This is a genomic window from Phenylobacterium sp. (assembly GCF_046463815.1).
Lineage (GTDB): Bacteria > Pseudomonadota > Alphaproteobacteria > Caulobacterales > Caulobacteraceae > Phenylobacterium.
Genome location: NZ_JBKBRO010000006.1, coordinates 115,861 through 140,050, shown reverse-complemented (window position 1 = coordinate 140,050; position 24,190 = coordinate 115,861). Strand labels below are relative to the sequence as shown.

The window sequence follows — 24,190 nt, the reverse complement described above, 5'->3', positions numbered from 1 at the left end:
CTGCCGCCGTCTGATCGAGATCAAGGCCTCCGCCCCGCCAGGGGCGGAGGATGGCCGCCGTTTTCGAGTACCCCCGCGGACCCGTATCGTCATGGACTATGCCCAAGCCTTCCGCACTGCCTTGGAGAACATCCGTTCCGAGGGGCGTTACCGGGTCTTTGCGGACCTGAAGCGGCATCGGGGCCAGTTCCCGATCGCGACCTGGACGAGGCCTGACGGGTCCACGTCGGACGTGGTGGTCTGGTGCTCCAACGACTACCTGGGCCAGGGTCAGAACCCGGTGGTGCTGGACGCCATGCACCGGGCCATCGAGGCGGCCGGGGCCGGGAGCGGCGGCACGCGCAACATCTCGGGCACGACCCGCTACCATGTGGAGCTGGAGGCCGAGCTGGCCGACCTGCACGGCAAGGAAGCGGCGCTGCTGTTTACCTCGGGCTACGTCTCCAACGAGGCGACGCTGTCGACGCTCTACAAGATCCTGCCGGGCCTCTTGGTCTTCTCGGACGCGCTCAACCACAACTCGATGATCTCGGGCATCCGGGCGGGCAGGCGCGAGCAGCGCCACGTCTTCCGCCACAACGACCTTGAGCACCTGGAGGAGCTGCTGGCCGCGGCCGACCCGGCCGCGCCGAAGCTGGTGGCCTTCGAGAGCGTCTATTCCATGGACGGCGACATCGCCGACATCGCCGGCACCATCGCGCTCGCGAAGAAGTACGGCGCCATGACCTACATCGACGAGGTCCATGCGGTGGGCATGTACGGCCCGCGCGGCGCGGGCGTGGCCGAGCGCGACGGGCTGATGGGCGAGATCGACATCATCGAGGGCACGCTGGGCAAGGCCTTCGGGGTCATGGGCGGCTACATCGCCGCCGACGCGGTGATCGTCGACGCCATCCGCAGCTACGCCGACGGCTTCATCTTCACGACCTCGCTTCCCCCCGCGCTCGCCGCCGGGGCCGCGGCCTCCATCCGCTGGCTGAAGGCCCACGACGAGGTCCGCCAGGCCCACCAGGAACGGGCCGCTGCGCTGAAGGCCAAGATGCGCGCCGCCGGCCTGCCGGTGATGGATAGCGTCTCCCACATCGTGCCGGTGCTGGTGGGCGATCCGGTCCACTGCAAGATGATCAGCGACATCCTGCTGGAAGACCACGGCATCTACGTCCAGCCGATCAACTACCCGACCGTCCCGCGCGGAACCGAGCGCCTGCGCTTCACGCCCAGCCCCGCCCACACCGACGCCATGATGGACGACCTCGTCCGCGCCCTCGAAGCCCTCTGGACCCGCTGCAACATCAAGCGCGTCGGCGGAATGGCCGCCTGACTCCCGAAAAGGCTGCGCAGTTGATCCAGCGCAAAGCGCAGCTCGTTGAGACCCTGTTTAGTGAAGCTCGACCGGTCCAGCCAACTTCCCCCCCGAGACGGACGGTCGAGAGCGCCCCGGCAAAACTCCCCCACACCTCCGGGGCGCTCCCCCCTTCTTCCCTGCCCTTGACGCCGGCCCGCCACGGGCCAGTGTGAACTCATGCTGGGCATGATCCTGAAACGCCCGCGCACGCCGCTCGTCTGCGAGAGCCGGCCCGACCCCGAGCCCGGCCCGGGCGAGCTTCGCCTGCGCGTGCGCGCCTGCGGCGTCTGCCGCACCGACCTGCACGTCGTGGACGGCGACCTGGCCCAAGTCCGCCCCGAGGTCATACCGGGCCATGAGATCGTGGGCGTGGTGGACGCCATCGGCCCCGGCTTGACGGGCGTGGCGCCGGGCGAACGCCGGGGCGTCCCCTGGCTGGGCTCCACCTGCGGCGTCTGCCCCTACTGCCGCGCCGGCCGGGAGAACCTCTGCGACGATCCGGGCTTCACCGGGTGGACCCGCGACGGCGGCTACGCCGACACGGTGATCGCGCGCGCCGACTACTGTTTCCCCCTGCCCGAGGGCCTCTCCGACGCCGAGGCCGCCCCGCTGCTGTGCGCCGGCCTGATCGGCTACCGGTCCTGGAAGAAGGCGGGCGAGGGCGGCTCGGTGAAGCGCCTGGGACTCTACGGCTTCGGCGCGGCCGCCCACCTGCTGGCCCAGCTCGCCGTCTTCGAGGGTCAGGCCGTCCATGCCTTCACGCGCGAGGGCGACGCCGCGGCCCAGGCGCTCGCGCGCGAGCTGGGATGCGTCTGGGCCGGCCCGTCCGCCGAGCCTCCGCCCGAGCCGCTGGACGCGGCCATCATCTTCGCGCCGGTGGGCGAGCTCGTGCCCGTGGCGCTCAGGGCCGTGCGCAAGGGCGGGAGCGTGGTCTGCGGCGGCATCCACATGAGCGACATCCCCGCCTTCCCCTATTCGATCCTGTGGGGCGAGCGCCGGATCGTGTCGGTGGCCAACCTCACGCGTCAGGATGCGCTGGAGTACCTGCCGCTCGCCGCCCGCGCGGGCGTGCGGCCGCACGTGAAGGCCTATGCGCTCGCGGACGCCAACGCCGCCCTCGACGACCTGCGGGCCGGCGCCTTCGCCGGGGCGGCCGTGCTCGTTCCCTAGCCTTCGCCGAAGTTCCGGCGGACGGCCTCGCCGACCTCCTCGGCGCTGCGCTTCACCCATTCCTCGGTGAGGTTGGGGATGATTTCGCCGAAATGGACGTGGTCGACGACGCTCAGGCCCAGGACGCCGGCCAGGTGCCGGTCGAACAGGGTGGTCAGGGCGGTGAAGGCGCCGGTGTCGCGCACCCAGTGCTCGGGCGCGCCCGAGGCGGTGAAGCTGATCAGCTTCTTCCCGTCCAGCCGGGACTCCGTGCCCATCGGGCCGGGGTCGTAGCCGAAGCCCATCGAGAGCACCCGGTCGGCGTAGCCCTTCAGGATGGCCGGCGGGGCGTTGAACCACAGGGGGTAGAAGAACGCGAAGACGTCAACGTCCTTCAGCGCCTCGCGCTCGGCGAGCACGTCAGGCGCCATCCTGTAGCCATCCGGGCCGGGCAGCTCCTCGGCCTTCAGCCGAGGGTCGAAGTCCATGGCGTAGAGGTCGCGCACGACGACCGCGTGCCCCAAGGCCTGCGCCGCCTCGACGTAGGCCTTGGCCATGGTCTGGGTGAAGCTCCTGGCCCGCGGGTGGGCGACGATCACGGCGTGCTTCATGCGGGGCCTCCCAGGCGACCATCAGGCGGTCTTCAAGCCAGAATGCCCGGGCCCCCGCCTTGATCAAGATCACCAGATGCGGACGCGGTCCTCGGGCGCGACATAGAGCTTGTCGCCGGCCTTCACGTCCCAGGCCTCGTACCAGCCGGGGATGTTCCGGATCGTGCCGTTCACCCGGTAGTAGGCCGGCGAGTGCGGGTCGGTGACCACCTGCTGGCGCAGCGCCTCGTCGCGGATCTTCTCGCGCCACACCTGGGCCCAGCCCAGGAAGACGCGCTGGTCGCCGGTCAGGCCGTCGATCACGGGCGCGGGCTGGCCCTTCAGCGAGGCGTGGTAGGCGTCGAGGCCGAGGCTGAGCCCGCCCAGGTCGCCGATGTTCTCGCCCATGGTCAGGCCGCCCTGCACCTTGGCGCCCGGCAGGGGTTCGAAGGCCGAATACTGGGCCCCCAGCTTCTCGGCCTGGGCCTTGAACTTGGCCGCGTCCTCGGCCGTCCACCATTCGCGCAGCACCCCGTCGCCGTCCGACTTGCGGCCCTGGTCGTCGAAGCCGTGGCTGATCTCGTGGCCGATCACCCCGCCGATGCCGCCGTAGTTGATGGCCGGGTCGGCGTCGGCGTCGAAGAACGGCGGCTGCAGGATGGCGGCCGGGAAGACGATCTCGTTGTTGGCGAAGTTGTAATAGGCGTTCACCGTCTGCGGGGTCATGCCCCACTCGCGCTTGTCCACGGGCTGGTCCAGGCGCGCGACCTGCCGCCGCCACTCGAAGGCGCCGGCCCGGATGGCGTTGCCGTAGAGGTCGTCCTTCTTCAGCTCCAGCCTGGAGTAGTCGCGCCACGTGACCGGATAGCCGATCTTGACGGTGAACTTCTGGAGCTTCTCCAGGGCCTTGGCCTTGGTCTCGGGCCCCATCCACTCCAGCTTCTCGATCCGCGCGCCCATGGCCGTGCGGATGTTGAGCACCAGGTCGTCCATCTTGGCCTTGGCCTCGGGCGTGAAGTAGCGGTCCACATAGACCCGGCCCACCGACTCCCCGATCGCCCGGTCCATGAAGGCGGCGGCGCGCTTCCAGCGGGCCTGCAGCTCGGGCTGGCCGGCCAGCTCCTTCGAGCGGAACTGGAAGTGGGCCTGCACGAACCGGTCCGAGAGGTAGGGCGCCGCGCCGTCCGCCAGGTGGAAGGCCTGCCAGGCCTTCAGGGTCGAAAGCGGCGTCTCGGCGTAGATCTTGCCGAACTTGGGGAAGGCGGTGTTGGTCGTCACCACCACCCGCTCCACCTTGGGCAGCTCCGAGGCGGCCAGGTAGCGGTTCCAGTCGAAGCCCGTCGCGGCCGAGAGCTCGGCCGGGGTCATGGGGTTGTAGGTCTTGTCGCGGTCGCGCCGCTCGACGCGGCTCCAGCTCGCCTCGGCGAGCTTCGTCTCGAACTCGACGATGGCCTTGGCGTTCTCCGCCGGCTTCTCCCAGCCGACCATGGTCAGCATCTGCTGGACGTAGGCCTGGTACTTGGCCTTCTTCTCCGCGAAGTTCGGCTGCAGGTAGTAGTCGCGGTCGGGCAGGCCCAGGCCGCCGGTGGCGGTCAGAACGGCGTACCTGGTGGGCGCCTTGGCGTCGATCGAGACGAACACCGGCAGGATGGTCGTGAAGCCCGAGACGTTGGCCTTGCCCATCAGGGCGGTGAACTCGTCCCGGGTCTTCACCGCGCGCACCTGGGCGAGCTCGGGCGCGAGCGGCCTGGCGTCCAGCTTCTCGGCCAGCTTCTCGTCCATGTAGGCGGCGTAGCCGGCGGCGATCTTGGCGGCGTCGGGATCTGCCAGCTTGCCGGCCGCGGCCTCCTCCAGGATGGCGTGCATCCGGGCGTCCGACAGCTCGCGCAGCTTGTTGAAGTTGCCCCAGCGCACCTTGTCCGAGGGGATCTCGGTCGTGCGGTCCCAGGTCCCGTTGGCGAACTTGAAGAAGTCGTCGCCCGGTTTCACCGAGCGGTCCATGCCCGTGAGGTCGAAGCCCCAGGTCCCGTACCTCGGGCTCTCCAGCGAGGTCGCGGCCGCCGCACCCGCGGGGGCGTCGGCGGCGTCGAACAGCGCCACGCTCTCGCACGTCTCGCCCATGCAGGCGTGCTCCTCATGAGCCCCGGGGGCGGCCTGGGCGCCGGCCGCCAGGGCGAGCGTCCCGACCGCGGCGGCGGACAGCAGGATCTTGCGCGTGAAGCGGGTCATGGGCCTTCTCTCGAACACGGATGCTTGGCTCCCGGGCCGGGAGCTCCCCCAGGCCGCGCAGCAAAGAGGGAAAATCGCCCCCGTGCAATGGAAACCGGGGAACCGCCGTTCGCCGCCTATCTCGGCAGCAGCCGCTGGTAGGTTCGGCGGATGACGCCGTAGCACTCGCAGGTCAGGGCTTCGAGGCCGGCGCGGTCCAGGATGTCCACCACGCCGCGGCGATAGCGGATCAGGCCCTTCTCCTGCAGCGAGCGGGCGACCGCCGTCACCGTCGTCCGCTGCACGCCCAGCATGTCGGCCAGGAACTCCTGGGTGAGCGCCACGGTGTCCGACGAGATGCGGTCGTGGCAGGTGAGCAGCCATCGGCAGAACCGGGCCTCGACCGAGTGCAGGGCGTTGCAGGCCACCGACTGGATCGCATGCCCGAACAGCGCCTCGGTGTGCTTGTCCACCAGGTCGCGCAGGCGGGCGCTCTTCTCCCAGGCCTCGTGCAGCCGCTCGGCGCCGATGCGGCCGGCCCGGAGCGGGGTCTGGACGATGGCCCGCGACAGCGACTGGCGCGGCGCCACGGCGGCCATCAGGCCCAGGGCGCCCTCGGGGCCGATGGTGGCGCTCTCGATGGCCGCGCCGTTGTCCATCAGGGTCATCAGCGAGATCACCCCGTCGTGCGGGAAGTAGACCGTGTCGATCCGGTCGCCGGGGTCGTAGAGCAGGCGGCCCCGCTCAAGCTCCACATGGGTCAGGTGCGGAGAGAGAAGCGCGTAGTCCTCAAACGGCAGCGCTTCGAGCAGGCGGTTCTGCAACGCGGGGACGGGCCTTTGCATCGGGGACTTGAAACGCCGCCGTGCGGCTTGGGTTTCAAGTTATCGAGGCCCGGGGCACAGGACTGTCGTGAACTCGACACTCATCGGCCGTTGGCGGCGAAATATAGAGAAATCCCAGGGGCGAACGTGAAGACGCCGATGAGTCCAGTCCAAGTCCGCGCGTCGGATAGTCGACTTAACTACAGCCGGACGGCCATTCGGCGGGCGAATCGCTTTGATCAACATTTGGGCGGGGGAGCGGGCGCCGAAGGTCTATTCAGCGCCCAGCCGTCATGTTCGCGGCCGCTGGTTCCTATCGGGGCGACAGGAAGACCGAGGAGACCCAGCCGCGGTTACCGGTCTCGTCGTCGACCTCCCACCAGACGCCGTCGCGCCGGCCGGTGGGATAGACGAGGTCGCCGGCCGCGAAGCCGCGCACCTGCCTGGCGCTGGTCGAGGGGCTGGCGCGCATCACCAGCGCCTGCTTCACCGTGTAGGCCTGGATGCCCGCGGCCTGGGACGCCTGCTCGCCGGTCGGCGCGCCGCCCTGCAGATAGCCCACGAGATCGATGAAGGCGTTGAAGTAGGCGGCCGTCACCACCTTGCCGATGTCGGTGTCGGCGTAGCCGCCGCCGGCCGCCGCGGCGAACCCGCCCCAGCCGCCGCCCCCGACGCCGCCGCCGAAGGTGATGTCGGTCTTCTTGGCCACGCCCTCGGCCACGTAGAGCTGCTCGGTGGTGCGCGCGTCCACCAGGGTCAGGATGGCCTGGGCCTCGGCCCGCTTGGTCCTGAGGCCGCCGGCGATGCCGCCAAGCCGGCTGCCGCCCAGGGCGCCGGCGATGGCGCCCAGCGCCTCGCCGCCGGTGTTGGAGTCCGCGTTGGCGATGTTGGGGATGAGGAAGAAGTCGGCCGCCGCCACCTGGCCGCGCCCGACGTTGGAGCCCCGTTGCAGGTCGCCGGACCGCCCCAGGTCCGCCTCCTGGTTGCGCATGGCCAGGCCCGCGTTGCGGTCCACGATCCGGAGGCAGTTCGACCGGGCCGCGAACAGCTTGATCAGCGTCTCGGGGTTGGAGAGGCCGAGCTCCGTCCACCACCGGGTCTCCGGCTCCTGGATGGCCGCCCGCCCCAGCGGCTGGACGCAGTGCGGAAGCTGCGGCGTCGCGGCGGTCTTCGGCGGCTTCTTGTCCATGCCGTACTGGGCGGCGGCGGGCTGGACGGCCATCAGGGCGGCGATCACGCCCAGGGCCACGGGCAGGGGGGCGGCGGGGAAGAGCTTGCGCATGCGGGGTCCTAGCTCCTGCGATCGGAGGAGGCTCGCCCCGGCCGGCGCCCGCCGCCTTGACCGGGGTCAACCCTCGTTACGGCTTCTCGTAAACCACCTGGCCGTCCACCACCGTCAGCACGGCGCGGGCCTTGGGGATGTCCTCCGCCGGGATGGTCATCAGGTCGGCGGAGAAGCCGCTGAGGTCGGCCCGCTTGCCGACCTCGATGGTCCCGAGCTCGTCCTCGGCGAACCGGGCGAAGGCCGCGCTGGACGTGAACAGCTTCAGCGCTTCGGCGCGGGACAGCGCCTCGGCCGGCCGCCACGCCGGCGTCGAGAAGCCCGAGAGGTCCTTGCGCGCCACGGCGGCGTAGAACTCGATCAGCGGATCGCCCCGCTCGACCGGGGCGTCCGAGCCGCCGACCACCACCGCGCCGGACTTCAAGAGGCTCTCCCAGGCGTAGGCGCCGTCGAGGCGCGCATCGCCCAGGCGGGCGGGGGCGAAGTGCAGGTCGCCGATGGCGTGGCTGGGCTGCATCGAGGCGATCACCGCGTCCTTCGAGAAGCGCGGGATGTCGGCCGGGCGGATGATCTGGGCGTGCTCGATCCGCCAGCGCGGGGCCATGCGCCGCACGTTCGGCGGCGTCTCGGCGAACACCTGCTCGTAGAGGTCCAGCACGACCGCATTGCCCCGGTCGCCGATGGCGTGGGTCGCGACCTGGATTCCCGAGGCGTAGGCCTTGCGCATGGCAGCCTTCATCTCCTCGGGCGGCGTGCGGATCAGGCCGGTCGTCGAATGCGCGTCCTGATAGGGTTCAAATAGCGCCGCCCCGCGCGAACCCAGCGCTCCGTCGGCGTAGAGCTTGACGGCCCGGGTGGTGATCCGCCCGTCTGGCGACGATCGCGGCCCGCCCTCGAACAGCGGCCCGGCCTCGGCCGCGTCCACGGCGTTGTAGACCCGCAGCGGCGCCTGCCCCTTGGCGGCCAGGTCCTCCAGCAGGGCGACGTCCGCCCAGTCCACGCTCATGTTGTGCACGCCGGTCCAGCCGTAGGCGGCCTCGACCTTGAAGGCCGCGGCATAGGCCTCGCGCTTGTCGGCCTCGCTGGGCGGCCGCTGTAGCCCGGCCACCAGGCTCATGGCGTTGTCCACCAGCATGCCGGTGAGCCGCCCGTCCTTGTCCTTCAGGATCTCGCCGCCCTCGGGCGCCTTGGTCGTCCCGTCTATGCCCGCCGCCTTCAGGGCGGCCGTGTTCGCCACCAGGGCGTGGCCGTCGGCGCGGACCAGCAGCACCGGCTGGTCGGGCGCGATGGGGTCGATGTCGCCGCGCTCCAGGAACCGGCCCTCGGGCCAGCCGGTCTCGATCCAGCCGCGGCCCCAGACGGGTCCCGTCGGCTTGCGGGCCGCCAGATAGGCCTTCACCCGCTGCATGGCCTCGGCCGCCGATTTCGCGCCTTCCAGGTTCAGCGACAGCTCGCGCTCGCCGACGCCGCGCAGGTGGGTGTGGGCGTCGGTGAAGCCCGGGAACAGCGCTGCGCCCTTCAGGTCGATCACCCGGGTGGCCGGTCCGACCTGGGTCTGGGCGCCCTTGCGGTCGCCCACATAGGCGATCCTGCCGCCGCGCACCGCCACCGCCTGGGCCTCGGGCCTGGCCTCCACGCCGGTGTGAATCGGCCCGCCCCAGATCACCAGGTCGGCGGGCTCCAGGGGGCTCTTGGCGGCGGCGCTTCCGGCCAGAACGAGGGTCGAGAGGAGGGCGCCCAGCGCCGGGGTCAGGCTACGCATGGCGTCTTCCTAGCGGCTTCCGGACCTCCCGCGCCAGCCCGCCGCTCGGCCCGTGATTCATCTGCCTGGAAAGCGGGCGCCACCCCTTCTCCTCCCCCGATGGGGGAGGAGGGTGCTAGCGTGGCCGCATGTACGCACCCAAGGCCACGGTGAGCCGGGCGAGGTCGCTGCGACGGCGGATGACCCCGCCCGAGGCCCGGCTGTGGGTCGCGCTCCGCCGCAAGGCCGTGGAAGGCCTGCGCTTCCGCCGCCAGCATCCGGTCGGCCCCTACGTCCTCGACTTCTATTGCGAGGCGGCCAGGCTCTGCGTCGAGGTGGATGGGCAGACTCACTGGCTGGGCGCGGCCCCGGCCCGGGACGCCGACCGCGACGCCTGGCTCGCGGCCCGGGGCGTGAAGACCCTGCGCCTCCCCGCGAGCGTGGTGCTGGGCGATCTCGACGCTGCGGTGCGCACCATCTTGGCCCACGCGGAAGAACGTCGCCGCTGATCTCTCCTCCCCCATCGGGGGAGGGGGACCATGCGCAGCATGGTGGAGGGGGCTGGCCGGAAGCGCCGAGCCTCATGTCAGGCCCCCTCCAGCCGCCTTCGGCCGGTCCTCCTGCCCCGATGGGGGAGGAGCGTGGAGGCCCGCCGACGCCGGCCGCTAGTGCACCCCGTCCTCGCCGCCCAGGCAGTGCTCGTAGATCACCCGCGCGGCGCCCGCGACCGTGTTGCCGGCGCTCTGCAGGGCCGCGTTGCCGACGTAGCTCTCCGCCTCGTTCGCCAGGCGAAGCAGCTCCTCGGCCATCTCGTTCAGCTTCAGATAGACGTCGCGGTCGTTCATGGCCCCTTGATGGGCTGCGTCGGGTCTCTGCGCCAGAGGTCGGAGGCGGGGTTGACGCCGTGGCTGGGACGCGCGCGCATGCGTCCATGGCAAGCCGCCTCTCCCGCGTGCCCCGGACGGTCTGGGCCCTGGGCTTCGTGTCCCTGTTCATGGACGCCTCGTCCGAGCTGGTCCACAGCCTGCTGCCGCTGTTCCTGGTGGTGGGGCTGGGCGCCTCGCCGGCTGTGCTGGGCGTGATCGAGGGGATCGCCGAGGCCACGGCGGCGGTGGCCAAGGTCTTTTCCGGCTGGCTCAGCGACCGCCTGGGCCATCGCAAGCTGCTGGTCGGCCTGGGCTACGGCCTGGCGGCGGTCAGCAAGCCGCTCTTCCCGCTGGCGTCCTCGGCCGGGATGGTGCTGGCGGCCCGCTTCATCGACCGCGTCGGCAAGGGCCTGCGCGGGGCCCCGCGCGACGCGCTGGTGGCCGACGTCACGCCGCCGGACGTCCGCGGCGCCGCCTACGGCCTGCGCCAGTCGCTCGATACCGTGGGCGCCTTCCTGGGTCCGCTCGCGGCCATCGGGCTCATGGGTCTGCTGGACGGGAACATGCGGGCCGTCTTCGTCGTGGCGGCGGTCCCGGCGCTGATCGCCGTGCTGCTGGTCGTCGTGGGCGTCGAGGAACCGCGTGGTTCCGGCCCTCGGAAGGCGGCGGCGCCCGCACGCCGGTCCCCCGTACGCCGGACCCCCGTGCGCCCGCCTCCCGTACGCTGGTCCGAGATTCGCGGCATGGACCCGGTCTTCTGGGCCGCCGTGGGCGTCGGGGTGGTCTTTACCCTGGCCCGGTTCAGCGAGGCTTTCCTGCTGCTCAGGGCCTCGGAGCTCGGCCTCTCCGCCACCCTCGCGCCGCTGGTCCTGGTGGTCATGAACGCCGTCTACGCCCTGGCCGCCGCCCCGCTCGGCGGGCTGTCGGACCGTGTCGGCCGCCGGCCGCTGCTGGTGGCGGGCCTCGCCGTGCTGATCGTCGCCGACCTCGTGCTGGCGCGCGCTGAGGCCCCCTGGATGGCGCTGGCGGGCGCCGCGATCTGGGGCCTGCACATGGGCTTCACCCAGGGCCTGCTCTCGGCGGTGGTGGCCGACACCGCGCCCGAGCGCCTGCGCGGCACGGCCTTCGGCGTGTTCAACCTGGCCACGGGGGCGGCCCTGCTGGCCGCCAGCGCCATCGCGGGCCTGCTGTGGTCGGCGATCGGTCCCGCCGCGACCTTTCTCACCGGCGCGGGTTTCGCCGCGCTCGCCATGATCGGCCTCCTGGCCCTGCGCCGCCGACCCGCCTGAGCGGACGCCCTGCCAGAGGGGCTGCGGCCTTCCCGTAGGGTGCGCGTCCTTTCCGCCACACTCGCCAAATTCCCGCCTCAGTCCCCCTGGGCGGACGCTTTCTACCTGCGGTAATGCTCCGATCACGAAGCGTGACCGCGAGAGTCGCGCCTGGAGGAGGATTGAATACCCATGAGAAGCGGTAAGTCCGCGCTCGCCTTGCATGCGAGCATCCTGGCCCTGACCATAGCCCTTCCGGGCGTGGCCGCCGCCCAGAGCGAGGTCGAGGAACTGGTGGTCACGGCGCGCAAGCGCGACGAGGCCCTGATCGACGTGCCGTTCTCCGTCGCCGCCCAGAGCGAGGCCGTCATGCGGGCCCGCGGCGTCACCAACGTCGAGGAGCTGTCGCGCACCGTCGCCAGCTTCAGCGTCCAGAACCTCGGCCCCGGCCAGAGCCAGGTGGCCATCCGCGGCATCTCGGCCGGCCAGATCGTCCGCGACCAGCCGGGCGTGAAGGAACAGGTCGGCGTCTATCTCGACGAGAGCGTGATCTCGCTGTCGCTGTTCACCCCGGACATCGACCTCTTCGACCTGAACCGCGTGGAAGTCCTGCGCGGGCCCCAGGGCACCCTCTACGGCTCGGGCTCGCTGTCGGGCACCGTGCGCTACATCACCAACCAGCCCGTGCTCGGCCGCTTCGAGGCCACCACCGAGGCCACGCTCTCCGGCGTCCAGGGCGGCGGGGTCGGCGGCGACCTGAAGGGCACGGTGAACCTGCCGCTCAGCGACAAGGCCGCCCTGCGCGTCACCGCCTACGGCAGCCAGTTCCCCGGCTTCATCGACGCGGTCCAGCCGGACCTGACGGTCGACAGGAACGTCAACGATGGGACCCGCTGGGGCGTCCGCGCGGCCCTGCGCTTCGAGCCGTCCGAGAACCTCACCATCACGCCCCGGGTGCTCTACCAGAGCATCGACGTCGACGGCTTCAACCGGGTCGACATCTACAACGTGCTGGCCAACGAGTTCACCACCACCCGGCCGCCCGTGCGCCTGGGCGGCCTGAAGCAGTTCACCCAGTTCACCGAGAAGTTCGAGGACGACTTCTTCCTGGGCGACCTGACCCTCGCCTACGACATGGGCGACTTCGACCTGACCTCGATCTCGACCTACACCGACCGCGACGTGCTAGTGTACCGCGACGCGACCGCCCTGACCGGCTCGATCACCGGCGGCTCCATCGGCCTGCCGCCGGCCGTCTACACGCTGGACGCGCCGCTGATCGACACCACCGACGTGAAGTCGTTCACCCAGGAGGTGCGCCTGGGCTACCAGGCCGAGGGGCCGCTCACCTGGGTGCTCGGCGCCTTCTACAGCCATATCGACCGCGACTACGCCCAGGACCTGCAGGTCACCGGCTTCGAGGCCCTGACCGGCATCCCGACGGCCGGCCCCGCCGCGCCGCGCGACAGCCTCTACTATTCGACCGTTCCCTATAAGCAGAAGCAGTTCGCCCTGTTCGGCGAGGCGACCTACGCCGTCACCGACCGCCTGGATGTGACCGCCGGCCTGCGCTGGAGCGACTACAAGGAAACCCGCTCCCTGACCTTCGACGGCATCTTCGCCGAGCGGACCATCGGGGTGCCCGGCAAGACCAAGGCCGACGCCTGGGCGCCGCGCGTGATCGTCTCCTACGAGGCGAGCGACACCGTCACCCTGAACGCCCAGGTCTCCAAGGGCTTCCGCCTGGGCGGCATCAACGACCCGCTGAACCGCCCGCTCTGCACGCCCGCCGACTTCGCCACCTTCGGCGCCCTGTCGAACCCCAGCTTCGACAACGAAACCGTGTGGAACTACGAGGCCGGCCTGAAGGCCCGCCTGGGCGGCCGCGGCTCGCTGACGCTGGCCGGCTTCTACGCCGATATCAACAACCTGCAGGCCACGATCGACGCCGGAAGCTGCTCGTCGCGGGTCATCGTCAACGTGCCCTCGGCCAAGTCGGCGGGCTTCGACGCCGAGTTCGCCTATCGCCTGACCGACAACTTCGACATCGCCCTCACCGCCTCGTACAACGACGCCAAGCTCACCTCGAGCGTGACGGACGCCGGGGGCCAGCCCATCCAGGGCCTGCGCGACGGCAACCGCCTGCCCACGGTGCCCAAGTTCCAGGCCTCGTTCAGCGTCGGCTACGAGCGCGAGGTCCGGCCGGGCCTCGACGCCTTCGCCAACCTGACGGCCCAGCACGTCGGCAAGCGCTTCACCCAGGTCTCGGACCAGGAGAACAACCCGCGGACCGTGGCGCTCTTCCCGAATATCGGGGCGTCCACGGCGTCGAGCCTGATCTTCCCGCTCGAGCTGCCCAGCTACGAGATCGTCAATCTCCGGCTCGGCGTGCGCGGCGAGGACTGGGAGGCGGCGGCCTTCGTCAACAACCTGGGCGACGAGCGCGCCTGGCTGTCGCTGGACCGCGAGCGGGGCCTGCGCGCCCGCTACGGCTTCCTGACCAATCCGCCCCGGACCTACGGCATCACGCTCCGGAAGTCCTACTAGCTTGAGGCTGGGGTCCTCCGGCGGCCCGGGGCGCGGTCGCCGGACTTGACGGGCCCCGGGGAGAGGCCGCCCCCTCCGTGTCGAGCCGGAGGGGGCGTGCGTCTCGCCTTCGCCGGGGTTGAGCCCCTGCGTCCCCCGGTTGGTTTCGGAAACCTTAAGGAACCTCGCGCAACTTCCGGCCCCATGTCGACGCGGAAGACGAAGCGGGGGACGCGCGATCTCCTGGCGCTGCAAAGCAGCGGGGCGACCAGCCGTGTCCTCAACCTTGGCCTGGTGGCCGCCCGCCACGCCCGCGATCCCGAGTACGTCGAGCAGCCGTTCTTCCGGAACCCGACCCTCAACGGCGCCATCCTCGTCAAGCACCGCATCCGCGCCGACGAGCGCTACGTGTTCGACAGCGCGCCCACCACGGCCACCAAGCTCATTCTCCCGTTCACCAGCACCGACCTGACGCTCGGCGCGCGTTCGATGTTCGTGGGCCAGCGCGGCTGGCGCGACATGCTGCGCGACCTCTGCGACGACCAGGCCGGCATCATCCGCGACGCCAAGCTGCTGGCGGTGATCGAACGCCTGCCGTCCCTCGACCCCTTCCTGCTGCGCGAGCAGCTCAAGCGCCACGGCTTCAAGGTCGGCCGCTGCTACTTCGCCATCTCGCCGGGCGACCACGACCGGATGCAGGCCTTCGTCAGCGAGGAGATCTCCAAGCTCATCGAGCTCGCCTTCGGCGGCCGGGGCGCGGCGACCGACACCACCCGGGTGGTGCAGATCCTGCTCTCCACCCAGGTGGACGAGCGGCTGGAGCCCCTGCGCGCCACCCTGGGCCTGGAGGGCGAGGCCTATCGGGAGGGCGTCTTCAGTTGGAAGGGTTTCCTCTACTACAAGTGGGTGCTGCGCGACCTCTGGCCCCAGCTCGTCCTCGTGCTGAACGAGCTGCGCGCCGCCCAGGTGAAGGGCGCCAACGCCGAGCCCGACCTGGTGCGCTACATCGACGGGGCGCGGCGGCGGCTCGAGACGGCCATCCAGCTCCACCGCCGCGAGGTGGTCGAGACCCTCAAGGTCTACGACGACGCGTTCCGCGATCTCACGGTCAACGGCAAGCCGGCCGCCTTCCGGGAATTCCTGGTCAAGGCGCCCAGCATGTTCATGATGCTGGGAGAGCGGATCGGCGCCATCTCCCACATCGCCAGCTTCTGGCGCTATCGGTTCCCGAAGGGCTGCCAGGAGCCGGTCCCGGTCGCCGACCTCGCCGACATCCTGCAGGACTTCGAGGCCAGCCTCGGCGTGGGGCTCGATGCGCCTGCGCCCGAACTCATCGCTAGGCGGTCAGGGTGAAGAGCAGCTGGCCGAATTCCATCACGTCCACCGCGTGGGCGCCGGTCTCGGCCAGGATCCTGCGGACGGCCGACATCAGTTCCTGCTCGGTGCGGCAGGTCAGCGCCTCGAAACGAGGCGTCCCGTCCTCGCCGTGCAGGTAGAGTTCGTATGTCTTGTGCATTCCGTACGATCCGGCCCCGCCGCCCCTTGCGGACTCCGGACATCTCCGAGCCAAAGGTCTTCCCCAGACGGCGGTTCGCATATCACCGGCGCCCAGTCGGGATCGCCCTAGGGATTCTACGTAGGCGCGTGGCCGGGCCGCTCCCGACGATGCGGTCGCTACCCGCGCCCTGCCCGAGGCCGCCATGCCCCCCGGCTAGGGGCCGGTTCATCCCGGTCCCGCGAAAACCCCGCGCGCGCCGCCCCGCGATGTGCTGACCTGCGGCCCTACAAGGCTAGGGAGGCGTTGGCGTGGAAGAGATCCTGGACCCCGGGCTGCCGATCATCGATCCGCACCACCACCTGTGGGACCGCAGCATGGTCCCCGCCGGGGAGGGGCCGGAGCATCCGTTCATGGCCGCCATCGCCCCGGCCGGCCGCTACCTGCTGGACGAGCTGCTCGCCGACCTGGGGTCGGGCCACAACGTCATCGCCACGGTCTTCGTGGAGTGCGGCGCCTTCTACCGCGCCGACGGCCCGGCCGAGCTGCGCTCCCTGGGCGAGACCGAGTTCGTGAACGGCGTGGCGGCCATGAGCGCCAGCGGCGCCTACGGCCCCATCCGCGCCTGCGCCGGCATCGTCGGCAACGTCGACCTGACCCTGGGCGACGCCGCGGCCCCCATCCTGGAGCGCCACGTCGCGGCCGGCGGCGGCCGCTTCCGGGGCGTGCGCAACGCCGCCTCCCATGACGCCGACCCCGACGTGCTGGGCCCGCTCGCGCGCGTGGCCGAAGGCCTCTACCGGCGCGACGACTTCCGGGCCGGCTTCGCGCGCCTGGCCCCCCTCGGCCTGTCGTTCGACGCCTGGATGCTCGAACCGCAACTCCCGGACCTGATCGACCTCGCCCGGGCCTTCCCCGAGACCCGCATCGTCCTCGACCACGTGGGCACGCCGCTGGGCCTCGGCCGCTACGCCGGCCGCCGCGACGAGCGCTTCGGCGTCTGGCGCGACCACATCCGCGACCTCGCCGCCCTGCCCAACGTCGCCGTGAAGCTGGGCGGTCTGGCCATGGCCTTCTGCAACTTCCCGTCCTTCCTGGCCGAGCCCCGCGCCCCGTCGCAACAGCTCGCCGACGAGTGGCGGCCCTACGTCGAGACCTGCATCGAGGCCTTCGGCGCCCACCGCTGCATGTTCGAGTCCAACTTCCCGGTCGACATGGGCGCCTGCGACTACGCCACCCTCTGGAACGCCTTCAAGCGCCTGGCCGCCGGCGCCTCGGAAGGCGAGAAGGCCGCCCTCTTCGCCGGGACCGCGCGGGAGGTCTACCGGCTGGAGGTGTAGCCCAGTTCCTCCCCCTCCTGGGGGAGGTGGCGCGCAGCGCCGGAGGGGGCTCCGCCTTCACCACCGCGCCTTCCGTCCCCACACCTTCGGCTGCCAGCGCCCGATCTCGCCTTCCAGCCGCGCGACGAAGGCCTTGGCGGCCGCCAGCGTTCCGGGCGTCGCGTCCCCGGTCGCGATCTGGGCCTGGAACGCCAGCCAGCCCAGCCGCCAGGCGCGGGCCTCGGCGACCATCTCGCGGAACTCGGGTTCGGTTTTCAGCCAGCGATAGACCACCCTGGCCGAGGGCATGTCCGGCCGGGCGTTGATCCGGCTCATCGTCCAGCCCTCGCGCAACAGGACGCAGATCGCCCGGCCCTTCGCCGTCGTGTAGCTGCTGCGCCGCGGCGGCCGGCGCCAGCGCCTGCCCAGCACCTTGGCCTTGTGCGGCCCCCAGAACGCCTTGGCCTTGGCCCGGTTGTCCCACTTCTCCACCCGCTCGGCCGCCAGCTCGGCCCGCAGCTCGCGGTAGTCGTCCCCGAACTCGGGGATGGTCCTCACCCAGTGGAACAGCGTCGCGTAAGACGGCATGTCGGGATCGGCCGTGATCCGCCGGATCGTCCACCCCCGCGCCACCCGCCTTAGGATCTCGCGCCCGATGGCCGGATGGTATTCGCTCTCCTTCCACCCGGCCGAATGATCGACCGCCGGCCACCACTCCCCCTCGCCATGGAACCAGTGCTGCGACGGCATGGGCGCACGCTACCACGGCCCAGAACAAAAAGCGAACATTTCCTCCCCCTCCGGGGGGAGGCGGCGCGCAGCGCCGGCGGGGGGCTCCGCCGCCGCTGCCTCTTCTCTCCTCCCCCATCGGGGGAGGGGGACCATGCGCCAGCATGGTGGAGGGGGCTTGCCGGAAGCGCTGAGCCCGTCGTCTGGCCCCCTCCACCAGCCTTCGGCCGGTCCCCCTCCCCCGATGGGGGAGGAGAGGTCGCACGCCGCTCGCGCCCCCTCACGCAACCCCGCTATAGTCCCCCCATGCACCCCCCCATGCCCACTCCCGCCGCCGACTTCGACCTCGTCCTCGCCTATCCCCAGTGGCAGGGCTCGGGCCGCGCCCGGCGCCTGCCCCGCGGCGCGGCCGCCGCCGCCCGGGTCTGCGCCCGCTACGGCCCGACGGCCGCCGTCCCCCTCTCCGGCGAAGGCGCCCCCCACGGCGGCGTCAACCGCTGGACCGCCATCCTCGACCAGTTCCGCGCCGCCCAGGCGATCCTCAGCGCCCACGACCCCCGCCGCGTGCTCGCCGCCGGCGGCGACTGCGCCTGCGACGTGGCGGTCATCGACCACCTGCGGCGGCGCCACCCCGACCTCACGGTGGTCTGGATCGACGCCCACCTCGACGCCAACACGCCCCAGACCTCGCCCAGCGGGAACTTCCACGGCATGCCGGTGGCGACCCTGATGGGCCAGGCGCCGCCCGACCTCGTCGGCCTCACCCTCACCGAATTCGCCCCCGCCGACGAAGCCGCCGCCCGCGACGGCGCGGCCGTCCTGGCCCGCATTTGCGACGCCGCGCTCGGGCGGTGAGGGCGCGCGCCGCTCCCTTCCCGCTCGCGGGAAGGGGGGACCGCTCGCCCGCCGGGTCCGGCCGAAGGCCGGCCCGAGGATGAACTCCGAGCGAGCGGTGGGAAGGGAAGGTCGCACGCGCCGCGTCAGCCCCAAGCCTCCTCTCCCCCGCTTAGGCGAGAGGGAGAGGGTCAGGGACGGGGTAGGGAGAGGGCTTGCGGCGGTCATCTGGCCAGTGGGCCGGTCTCGGGTAATCTGTCCGCACGAGTCGGGACCCCATGGACGCAGCGGACTTCATCGCCAAGTGGCGCGACAGCGAGTTGCGCGAACGCCAGGGCTCGCAGGAGCATTTCCTCGACCTCTGCCGGCTGCTGGGCGTGCCCACGCCCGCCGAGGACGATCCCCGGGGCGAGCGCTACTGCTTCGAGCGCGGCGCCGAGAAGGTCGGCGGCGGCGACGGCTGGGCCGACGTCTGGCGGCGCGGCTGCTTCGCCTGGGAATACAAGGGCCGGCACAAGGACCTGAACGCCGCCCTGCGCCAGGTCACCTCCTATGCGCGCGACCTGGAGAACCCGCCCTATCTCGTCGTCTCCGACATGGAGCGGATCGTCGTTCACACCAACTGGACGAACACGGTCGCCCGCACCTACGAGATCGCCCTCGACGACCTGGTCGACCCGGCCAAGCGCCATCTGCTGCGCGCCGTATGGGACGGCTCCGACGAGCTGAAGCCCAGGATCAGCCCCCAGGAGCTGACCGCCAAGGCCGCCGAGCGGTTCGGCGAGCTGTCCGAGCGCCTTCAGAAGCGCGGGCACGAGCCGCGCGCCGTCGCCCACTTCCTGAACCAGATCGTCTTCTGCATGTTCGCCGAGGACGCGGACCTGCTGAAGGACCAGCTCTTCACCCGCCTCGTCGAGGCGACCGCCTCGCGGCCCGAGGCGGCCACGCGCCAGCTCGCCGAGCTGTTCGGCAAGATGGCCGAGAAGGGCGACACCTTCTTCGGCGCGGAGTTCGTCCGTTGGTTCAACGGCGGCCTGTTCGACGGCGCTCCGGTGCTGCCGCTGGAACGCATCGACCTTGAGCTGATCGGCCGGACGGCCAGGGAGCACGACTGGTCCCAGATCGACCCCTCGGTGTTCGGGACCCTCTTCGAACAGGCCCTCAGCGCCCGGCGCGAGCGCAAGGCCCTGGGCGCCCACTACACCGACCGCGAGAAGATCCTGAAGATCGTGGGCCCGGTGATCGTCCGCCCGCTTCAGGCCGAGTGGGCGGCCGTGCTGGAAACCGCCAGGGCCGCCGTCGCCAGGGCCGAGGCCGCCGAGGCCGAGCGCAAGGCCCTGCTGGACGCCGCCGGCGAGCAGATGCGGGCCGACCCCCGCGCCGCCCAGGCCGCCGAGGCGGCCCGCCGCAAGCAGCTCGCCGCCATCGACAGGCGCCGCTCGGCCGCGCGGCGCGAGGCGCGCGAAGCCGTCGAGGCGTGGCTGGAGCGGCTGGCCAACTTCCGCGTCCTCGACCCCGCCTGCGGCTCGGGCAACTTCCTCTATGTCGCCCTGCACGAGCTGATGGACATCGAGCAGCGCGCCATCGTGGACGCCGAGCGCCTGGGCCTCACCGGCTTCCTGCCGCGCGTGGGCCTGGAAGCGGTGCGTGGCATCGAGATCGACCGCTACGCCGCCGAGCTGGCCCGTCTCACACTCTGGATCGGCTACCTGCAATGGGTGCTGAAGAAGGCCGCCAAGCCGCCGCCGGACCCGGTGCTCTCCAGCCTCGACCAGATCGAGAACCGCGACGCCTTGTTGAATCCCGACGGGACCGAGGCCGAATGGCCGGCGGCGGACGTCATCATCGGCAACCCGCCGTTCCTGGGCGGCAAGCGGATGCGGGAGAGCCTGGGGGACGCCGCCGTTGAGCGCCTGTTCGCGGCGTACAAGGGCCGCGTCCCCGCCGAGGCGGACCTCGTGGCCTATTGGGTGGAGAAGGCGTGGCGCCAGGTGCGGGCCGATGAGGCCATTCGCGTGGGCCTCGTCACCACGAACTCGATCCGGGGCGGCGCCAGCCGGCGCGTGCTGGACCCGATCTGCGACGCCGGGGCGATGTGGGAGGCCTGGGCCGATGAGCCGTGGGTCGTGGAGGGCGCGGCGGTCCGCGTCTCCATGCTGGGCTATGGCGAAGGCTTCGCCGACCGTCGCCTCGACGGGCGGGCGGTCGAGAAGATCAACCCGGACCTGACCTCGGCGAGCGCCGACCTCACCAAGGCCGCGCGGCTCAAAGAGAACGCGGGCGTCGCCTTCATGGGCGACACCAAGGGCGGCGCGTTCGACGTGTCCGGCGATCAGGCCCGGGAGTGGTTGAAGCTGCCGCTCAACCCCAATGGCCGGCCGAACAGCGACGTGCTGAAACCCTGGCGGAACGGCATGGACGTCACCCGCCGCCCCGCCGACAAGTGGATCATCGACTTCGGCTGGGAGATGAGCGAGGCCGAGGCGGCGCTCTACGAAGCGCCGTTCCGGCGCCTGCTGATCCAGGTTCAGCCGGAGCGGCTGAGGAACAATCGCGAAGCCTATCGGACCTTTTGGTGGCGACATGTCGAGGCCCGCCCCGCCATGTGGACCGCCCTTGAAAATCGGTCGCGGTATTTGGTGACGCCCACAGTCGCGAAGCATCGGGTTTTTGCCTGGATGGACGCGAGCGTGTGCCCTGACCATCAGCTCATCGTCGTCGCCCGGGACGACGATGCGGCCTTTGGCGTGCTCCACAGCCGGGCCCACGAGCTGTGGGCTCTGCGCCTCGGCACCTCGCTCGAAGATCGTCCCCGCTACACCCCGTCCACCACCTTCGAGACCTTCCCCTTCCCCGAGGGGCTGACGCCGAACGTGCCGGCCGCCGACTACGCCGACGACCCGCGCGCCCGGGCCATCGCCGAGGCGGCGCGGACGCTGAACGATCTGCGCGAGGCGTGGCTCAACCCGCCGGACCTGACGGTGCGGGTTCCCGAGGTGGTCCCCGGCTATCCCGACCGCGTCCTGCCCAGGGACGAGGCGGCGGCGAAGGAGTTGAAGGGCCGCACGCTCACCAACCTCTACAACGAGCGCCCCCGCTGGCTGGTCCTGGCGCATGAAGAGCTGGATGCGGCCGTGGCCGCCGCCTACGGCTGGCCCGCCGACCTCCCCGACGACGACATCCTCGAACGCCTCTTCGCCCTCAACCAGGAGCGCGCCGCCGCCGGCCGCTGAACCCGCTCCTCCTCTTCCCCTTCCCCGATGGGGGAGGAGCAGGAGACCTCCCTGGCCCACCTGGAAGAACGGCGCCGCTGGCCCCTCCTCCCCCGTCGGGGGAGGGGGACCATGCGCAGCATGGGGGAGGGGGCCTGCCGGAAGCGCCGAGCCAGGCCGTCGGCCCCCTCCACCCGCCTTCGGCCGGTCCCCCTCCCCCATGAAGGGGGAGGAGAGGAGGGGCGCCTCCTAAACGAAAAACCCCGCCGGTCCTGCGACCGGCGGGGCTCCCGTTTCGTGTCTTTCGTGGTTCCGGCCGAAAGGCGGCCCTCAGAACCCCTGGATCTTGGCGTAGCGGTCCCGGTGGTAGGCCTGGTTGCCGAAGGCCGCCTCGCAGGCCCGGGCGCGCTTCAGGTAGAAGCCGGCGTCGTGGGCGTCGGTCATGCCGATGCCGCCGTGCATCTGGACCATCTCGTTCGACACCAGGTGGAAGGTGTCCCCCATCTTGGCCTTGGCCAGCGACACGAGCTCGGGCACGTCGGGGCTGTCGTTGTCGATGGCGGTCAGCGCCGCCTCGACGGCCGAGCGCGACAGCTCCAGCTCGGTGAACATCTTGGCCGCCCGGTGCTGGAGGGCCTGGAAGCTGCCGATCACCTGGCCGAACTGCACGCGGGTCTTCAGGTAGTCGAGGGTGGTCTCGAAGGCCTGGGTGGCGGCGCCCAGCATCTCGGCGGCGATCCCGGCCCGGGCGCGGTCCAGGGTCTTCTCCACCGTGGCGAAGCCGCCGGCCAGCGGCTCGGCGGCCGCGCCCTTGAACTCGACGTTGGCCGCGCCGCGGCTGTCGGCCAGCGCCAGGCGGGTGCGCGAGACGCCGGGGTCGGAGGCCTTCACGAGGTATAGGCCGATCCCGTCGGCGCCCTTCGCCGAGACCACGAACAGGTCGGCGGCCATGCCCTCCAGCACGAACACCTTCCGGCCCGTCAGCCTGCCGTCCTTGACCTCGGCGGCGACGGCCTCGGGCTTGTGGTGCGGGCCCTCGTCGATGGCCAGGGTCGCGACGATCTCGCCGGCGGCGATCTTGGGCAGCCACTCGCCCTTCTGGGCGTCCGAGCCGCCCAGCATCAGGGCCGAGGCCGCGCCCAGCGCCGAGGCCAGGAGCGGCGAGGCGGTCAGGGTGCGGCCGGTCTCCTCCAGGATCAGGCCCATGGAGAGGTAGCCGAAGGCCGAGCCGCCGTACTCCTCGGGGATGATCACCCCGGCCCAGCCCATCTCGGCCATCTCGTTCCAGGCGGCGGCGTCGTAGCCCAGCTCGACCCCGCTATCGCGCATCTTGCGGAAGGCGGTGACGGGGCTCTTCTCCTGCACCCAGCTCTTCGCCGCGTCGCGCAGCATGCTCTGTTCTTCGGTCAGAACGGCCATGTCGGTTGTCCTCGTGAAATCTCGTGTGTCGGTCCGCCCCCCGGTCGTCCTCCCCGGGCTTGTCCCGGGGATCCAGAAGCGCCGATCCCGGATCGGTCCGCTCGGCGTCTCTGGATGGCCGGGACGGGCCCGGCCATGACGGGGGAGGAGGCTTAGGGGTTCAGGTCAGGCGGATTTCGTCGCATCGGGCAGGCCCAGGATGCGCTTGGAGATGATGTTGTTCTGGATCTCGGCCGAGCCGCCGTAGATCGTGGTGGCCTTGCCGCCCAGCCAGTTGCGGACGAAGGTCAGCTCCTCGTCCGAGAAGCCGTCGCCCTCCCAGCCGAGGCCCTGGCTGCCCAGGATCTCGATGCAGAGTTCGGCCCGCTCCTGGAGCGCGCCGGTGGCGGCGTTCTTCATGATCGAGGTGGCGGCCGAGGGGCCCTGGTTGCCCTTGGACTCCACCATCGCCCGCATGGCGGTGAGCTGGAAGGCCTTCAGGTCCATGGCGTTCTTCGCGATCCGGGTCCGCAGGTCGCCGTCGGCGATGCGGCCCTGGGCGTCCAGGCCCACGTAGTCCTTGGCGAGCTGTTCGGGCGCCCGGCCCGAGCCGTAGCGGCCGGCGCTGCCGCCCCCGCCCGCCAGGCCGTTGCGCTCGTGCTGGAGCAGGCGCTTGGCGATGGTCCAGCCGCCGTTCAGCGGGCCCACCAGGTTCTCCTTCGGGACCTTCACGTCCGTCAGGAAGGTTTCGCAGAAGGGGCTGGCGCCCGAGATGAGCCGGATCGGCCGCACCTCGACGCCCGGCGTCTTCATGTCGAAGAGGACGAAGCTGATGCCCTCGTGCTTCTTGGTCGTGTCGGTGCGCACCAGGCAGAAGCACCAGTCGGCCCACTGGGCGCCCGAGGTCCAGATTTTCTGGCCGTTAACCAGGTAATGGTCGCCCTTGTCCTCGGCCCGGGTCTGTAGAGCTGCAAGATCAGAGCCGGCGCCGGGTTCGCTGAAACCTTGGCACCACTGAACCTCGCCGTTGCAGATCAGCGGGATGTGCCGCTTCTTCTGCTCCTCCGTGCCGTATTCCAGCAGGGTGGGGCCGAACATCATGGTCCCCATGCCGACGATGGGGTTGTAGGCCCCGGCGCGGCCGAACTCCTGGTTCACGATGCGCGCCTGGGCCGGGGTGAGCCCGCCGCCGCCGTAGGCCCTGGGCCAGGTGGGGGCGCCCCAGCCGGTCTCGCCGACCGCCAGGCGCCAGGCCTTCTGGTCGGCCGTCTCGCTCGCGCGCTCGGGGCCGATGGCCGGCCCCTTGCCCTTGCACGAGGGCGGGAAATGCTTCGCGACCCAGTCTCGGACCTCCGTGCGGAAGGCGTCGAGGTCGTCTCCTCCGAAATCAGCCATCTGGAAATC

The 24,190-nt window shown here is 71.2% G+C and carries 19 protein-coding genes; 9 read left to right on the top strand and 10 right to left on the bottom strand.

The window, feature by feature from the left end:
- Positions 1-91 precede the first annotated feature (91 nt).
- Complete coding sequence (gene hemA, locus ACK4TT_RS05610) at positions 92-1,321, top strand: 5-aminolevulinate synthase (protein ID WP_410212613.1); 1,230 nt, start codon at positions 92-94, stop codon at positions 1,319-1,321.
- 201 nt (positions 1,322-1,522) lie between these two features.
- Positions 1,523-2,515, top strand: a complete 993-nt coding sequence (locus tag ACK4TT_RS05605) for a zinc-dependent alcohol dehydrogenase family protein (protein ID WP_410212612.1) — start codon at positions 1,523-1,525, stop codon at positions 2,513-2,515.
- On the opposite strand, the gene ACK4TT_RS05600 is transcribed toward ACK4TT_RS05605, so the two are convergent.
- The 5 genes from ACK4TT_RS05600 to ACK4TT_RS05580 all read right to left on the bottom strand — a co-directional run bounded on the left by ACK4TT_RS05600 (position 2,512) and on the right by ACK4TT_RS05580 (position 9,160).
- Entirely contained in the window at positions 2,512-3,105 is a 594-nt protein-coding gene (locus ACK4TT_RS05600; protein WP_409636662.1) for an NAD(P)H-dependent oxidoreductase, read from the bottom strand. The two genes, ACK4TT_RS05605 and ACK4TT_RS05600, sit on opposite strands and share 4 nt — an antisense overlap.
- Positions 3,106-3,174: 69 nt before the next feature.
- Positions 3,175-5,313 carry a M13 family metallopeptidase gene (locus ACK4TT_RS05595; RefSeq protein ID WP_409636659.1) on the bottom strand — a complete coding sequence of 713 codons (2,139 nt, stop codon included), beginning with the start codon at positions 5,311-5,313 and terminating at the stop codon, positions 3,175-3,177.
- Positions 5,314-5,429: 116 nt separating this feature from the next.
- Positions 5,430-6,137 carry a Crp/Fnr family transcriptional regulator gene (locus tag ACK4TT_RS05590; RefSeq protein WP_410212611.1) on the bottom strand — a complete coding sequence of 236 codons (708 nt, stop codon included), beginning with the start codon at positions 6,135-6,137 and terminating at the stop codon, positions 5,430-5,432.
- 292 nt (positions 6,138-6,429) lie between these two features.
- Positions 6,430-7,398: a CsgG/HfaB family protein gene (locus tag ACK4TT_RS05585; protein ID WP_410212610.1), complete on the bottom strand. Its 969-nt coding sequence runs from the start codon at positions 7,396-7,398 to the stop codon at positions 6,430-6,432.
- A 76-nt stretch (positions 7,399-7,474) separates the two neighbouring features.
- Entirely contained in the window at positions 7,475-9,160 is a 1,686-nt protein-coding gene (locus tag ACK4TT_RS05580; protein ID WP_410212609.1) for an amidohydrolase, read from the bottom strand.
- Between the two features lie 128 nt (positions 9,161-9,288).
- Here ACK4TT_RS05580 and ACK4TT_RS05575 point away from each other — a divergent pair, with 128 nt between their 5' ends.
- Positions 9,289-9,648, top strand: coding sequence for an endonuclease domain-containing protein (locus tag ACK4TT_RS05575; protein WP_410212608.1), 360 nt, complete (start codon positions 9,289-9,291; stop codon positions 9,646-9,648).
- A 156-nt stretch (positions 9,649-9,804) separates the two neighbouring features.
- Here the strand turns inward: ACK4TT_RS05575 and ACK4TT_RS05570 are convergent, their stop codons facing one another.
- Entirely contained in the window at positions 9,805-9,984 is a 180-nt protein-coding gene (locus ACK4TT_RS05570; RefSeq protein WP_409636646.1) for a hypothetical protein, read from the bottom strand.
- A gap of 86 nt (positions 9,985-10,070) precedes the next feature.
- Here ACK4TT_RS05570 and ACK4TT_RS05565 point away from each other — a divergent pair, with 86 nt between their 5' ends.
- The 3 genes from ACK4TT_RS05565 to ACK4TT_RS05555 all read left to right on the top strand — a co-directional run bounded on the left by ACK4TT_RS05565 (position 10,071) and on the right by ACK4TT_RS05555 (position 15,152).
- The gene (locus tag ACK4TT_RS05565) at positions 10,071-11,294 is read left to right on the top strand and encodes an MFS transporter (RefSeq protein ID WP_409636643.1); all 1,224 of its coding nucleotides are present in this window, start codon (positions 10,071-10,073) and stop codon (positions 11,292-11,294) included.
- Positions 11,295-11,465: 171 nt separating this feature from the next.
- A complete protein-coding gene (locus tag ACK4TT_RS05560) occupies positions 11,466-13,820 on the top strand; it encodes a TonB-dependent receptor (protein WP_409636640.1) in 2,355 nt (784 codons plus the stop codon).
- A gap of 183 nt (positions 13,821-14,003) precedes the next feature.
- Complete coding sequence (locus tag ACK4TT_RS05555; RefSeq protein ID WP_409636637.1) at positions 14,004-15,152, top strand: hypothetical protein; 1,149 nt, start codon at positions 14,004-14,006, stop codon at positions 15,150-15,152.
- On the opposite strand, the gene ACK4TT_RS05550 is transcribed toward ACK4TT_RS05555, so the two are convergent.
- A complete protein-coding gene (locus tag ACK4TT_RS05550) occupies positions 15,136-15,315 on the bottom strand; it encodes a hypothetical protein (protein WP_409636634.1) in 180 nt (59 codons plus the stop codon). The two genes, ACK4TT_RS05555 and ACK4TT_RS05550, sit on opposite strands and share 17 nt — an antisense overlap.
- A 290-nt stretch (positions 15,316-15,605) precedes the next feature.
- Here ACK4TT_RS05550 and ACK4TT_RS05545 point away from each other — a divergent pair, with 290 nt between their 5' ends.
- Positions 15,606-16,634: an amidohydrolase family protein gene (locus ACK4TT_RS05545; protein ID WP_409636631.1), complete on the top strand. Its 1,029-nt coding sequence runs from the start codon at positions 15,606-15,608 to the stop codon at positions 16,632-16,634.
- Between the two features lie 57 nt (positions 16,635-16,691).
- On the opposite strand, the gene ACK4TT_RS05540 is transcribed toward ACK4TT_RS05545, so the two are convergent.
- The gene (locus ACK4TT_RS05540; protein ID WP_410212607.1) at positions 16,692-17,363 is read right to left on the bottom strand and encodes a hypothetical protein; all 672 of its coding nucleotides are present in this window, start codon (positions 17,361-17,363) and stop codon (positions 16,692-16,694) included.
- Between the two features lie 297 nt (positions 17,364-17,660).
- Between ACK4TT_RS05540 and ACK4TT_RS05535 the strand changes: the two genes are divergently transcribed.
- Both ACK4TT_RS05535 and ACK4TT_RS05530 read left to right on the top strand, forming a co-directional pair.
- Positions 17,661-18,197: an arginase family protein gene (locus tag ACK4TT_RS05535; protein ID WP_410212606.1), complete on the top strand. Its 537-nt coding sequence runs from the start codon at positions 17,661-17,663 to the stop codon at positions 18,195-18,197.
- A gap of 257 nt (positions 18,198-18,454) precedes the next feature.
- Entirely contained in the window at positions 18,455-21,409 is a 2,955-nt protein-coding gene (locus ACK4TT_RS05530) for a class I SAM-dependent DNA methyltransferase (protein WP_410212605.1), read from the top strand.
- Positions 21,410-21,718: 309 nt separating this feature from the next.
- On the opposite strand, the gene ACK4TT_RS05525 is transcribed toward ACK4TT_RS05530, so the two are convergent.
- Together ACK4TT_RS05525 and ACK4TT_RS05520 are read right to left on the bottom strand one after the other, a co-directional pair.
- The gene (locus ACK4TT_RS05525; RefSeq protein WP_409636605.1) at positions 21,719-22,807 is read right to left on the bottom strand and encodes an acyl-CoA dehydrogenase family protein; all 1,089 of its coding nucleotides are present in this window, start codon (positions 22,805-22,807) and stop codon (positions 21,719-21,721) included.
- A 165-nt stretch (positions 22,808-22,972) separates the two neighbouring features.
- Positions 22,973-24,181: an acyl-CoA dehydrogenase family protein gene (locus ACK4TT_RS05520; protein ID WP_410212604.1), complete on the bottom strand. Its 1,209-nt coding sequence runs from the start codon at positions 24,179-24,181 to the stop codon at positions 22,973-22,975.
- Between the last annotated feature and the right edge of the window lie 9 nt (positions 24,182-24,190).

Excerpts from the sequence above, each read along its gene's own strand:
- hemA (WP_410212613.1), top strand. The coding sequence starts at position 92 with ATGGACTATGCCCAAGCCTTCCGCACTGCCTTGGAGAACATCCGTTCC.
- ACK4TT_RS05605 (WP_410212612.1), top strand. The coding sequence starts at position 1,523 with ATGCTGGGCATGATCCTGAAACGCCCGCGCACGCCGCTCGTCTGCGAG.
- ACK4TT_RS05600 (WP_409636662.1), bottom strand. The coding sequence starts at position 3,105 with ATGAAGCACGCCGTGATCGTCGCCCACCCGCGGGCCAGGAGCTTCACC.
- ACK4TT_RS05595 (WP_409636659.1), bottom strand. The coding sequence starts at position 5,313 with ATGACCCGCTTCACGCGCAAGATCCTGCTGTCCGCCGCCGCGGTCGGG.
- ACK4TT_RS05590 (WP_410212611.1), bottom strand. The coding sequence starts at position 6,137 with ATGCAAAGGCCCGTCCCCGCGTTGCAGAACCGCCTGCTCGAAGCGCTG.
- ACK4TT_RS05585 (WP_410212610.1), bottom strand. The coding sequence starts at position 7,398 with ATGCGCAAGCTCTTCCCCGCCGCCCCCCTGCCCGTGGCCCTGGGCGTG.
- ACK4TT_RS05580 (WP_410212609.1), bottom strand. The coding sequence starts at position 9,160 with ATGCGTAGCCTGACCCCGGCGCTGGGCGCCCTCCTCTCGACCCTCGTT.
- ACK4TT_RS05575 (WP_410212608.1), top strand. The coding sequence starts at position 9,289 with ATGTACGCACCCAAGGCCACGGTGAGCCGGGCGAGGTCGCTGCGACGG.
- ACK4TT_RS05570 (WP_409636646.1), bottom strand. The coding sequence starts at position 9,984 with ATGAACGACCGCGACGTCTATCTGAAGCTGAACGAGATGGCCGAGGAG.
- ACK4TT_RS05565 (WP_409636643.1), top strand. The coding sequence starts at position 10,071 with ATGGCAAGCCGCCTCTCCCGCGTGCCCCGGACGGTCTGGGCCCTGGGC.
- ACK4TT_RS05560 (WP_409636640.1), top strand. The coding sequence starts at position 11,466 with ATGAGAAGCGGTAAGTCCGCGCTCGCCTTGCATGCGAGCATCCTGGCC.
- ACK4TT_RS05555 (WP_409636637.1), top strand. The coding sequence starts at position 14,004 with ATGTCGACGCGGAAGACGAAGCGGGGGACGCGCGATCTCCTGGCGCTG.
- ACK4TT_RS05550 (WP_409636634.1), bottom strand. The coding sequence starts at position 15,315 with ATGCACAAGACATACGAACTCTACCTGCACGGCGAGGACGGGACGCCT.
- ACK4TT_RS05540 (WP_410212607.1), bottom strand. The coding sequence starts at position 17,363 with ATGCCGTCGCAGCACTGGTTCCATGGCGAGGGGGAGTGGTGGCCGGCG.
- ACK4TT_RS05535 (WP_410212606.1), top strand. The coding sequence starts at position 17,661 with ATGCCCACTCCCGCCGCCGACTTCGACCTCGTCCTCGCCTATCCCCAG.
- ACK4TT_RS05530 (WP_410212605.1), top strand. The coding sequence starts at position 18,455 with ATGGACGCAGCGGACTTCATCGCCAAGTGGCGCGACAGCGAGTTGCGC.
- ACK4TT_RS05525 (WP_409636605.1), bottom strand. The coding sequence starts at position 22,807 with ATGGCCGTTCTGACCGAAGAACAGAGCATGCTGCGCGACGCGGCGAAG.
- ACK4TT_RS05520 (WP_410212604.1), bottom strand. The coding sequence starts at position 24,181 with ATGGCTGATTTCGGAGGAGACGACCTCGACGCCTTCCGCACGGAGGTC.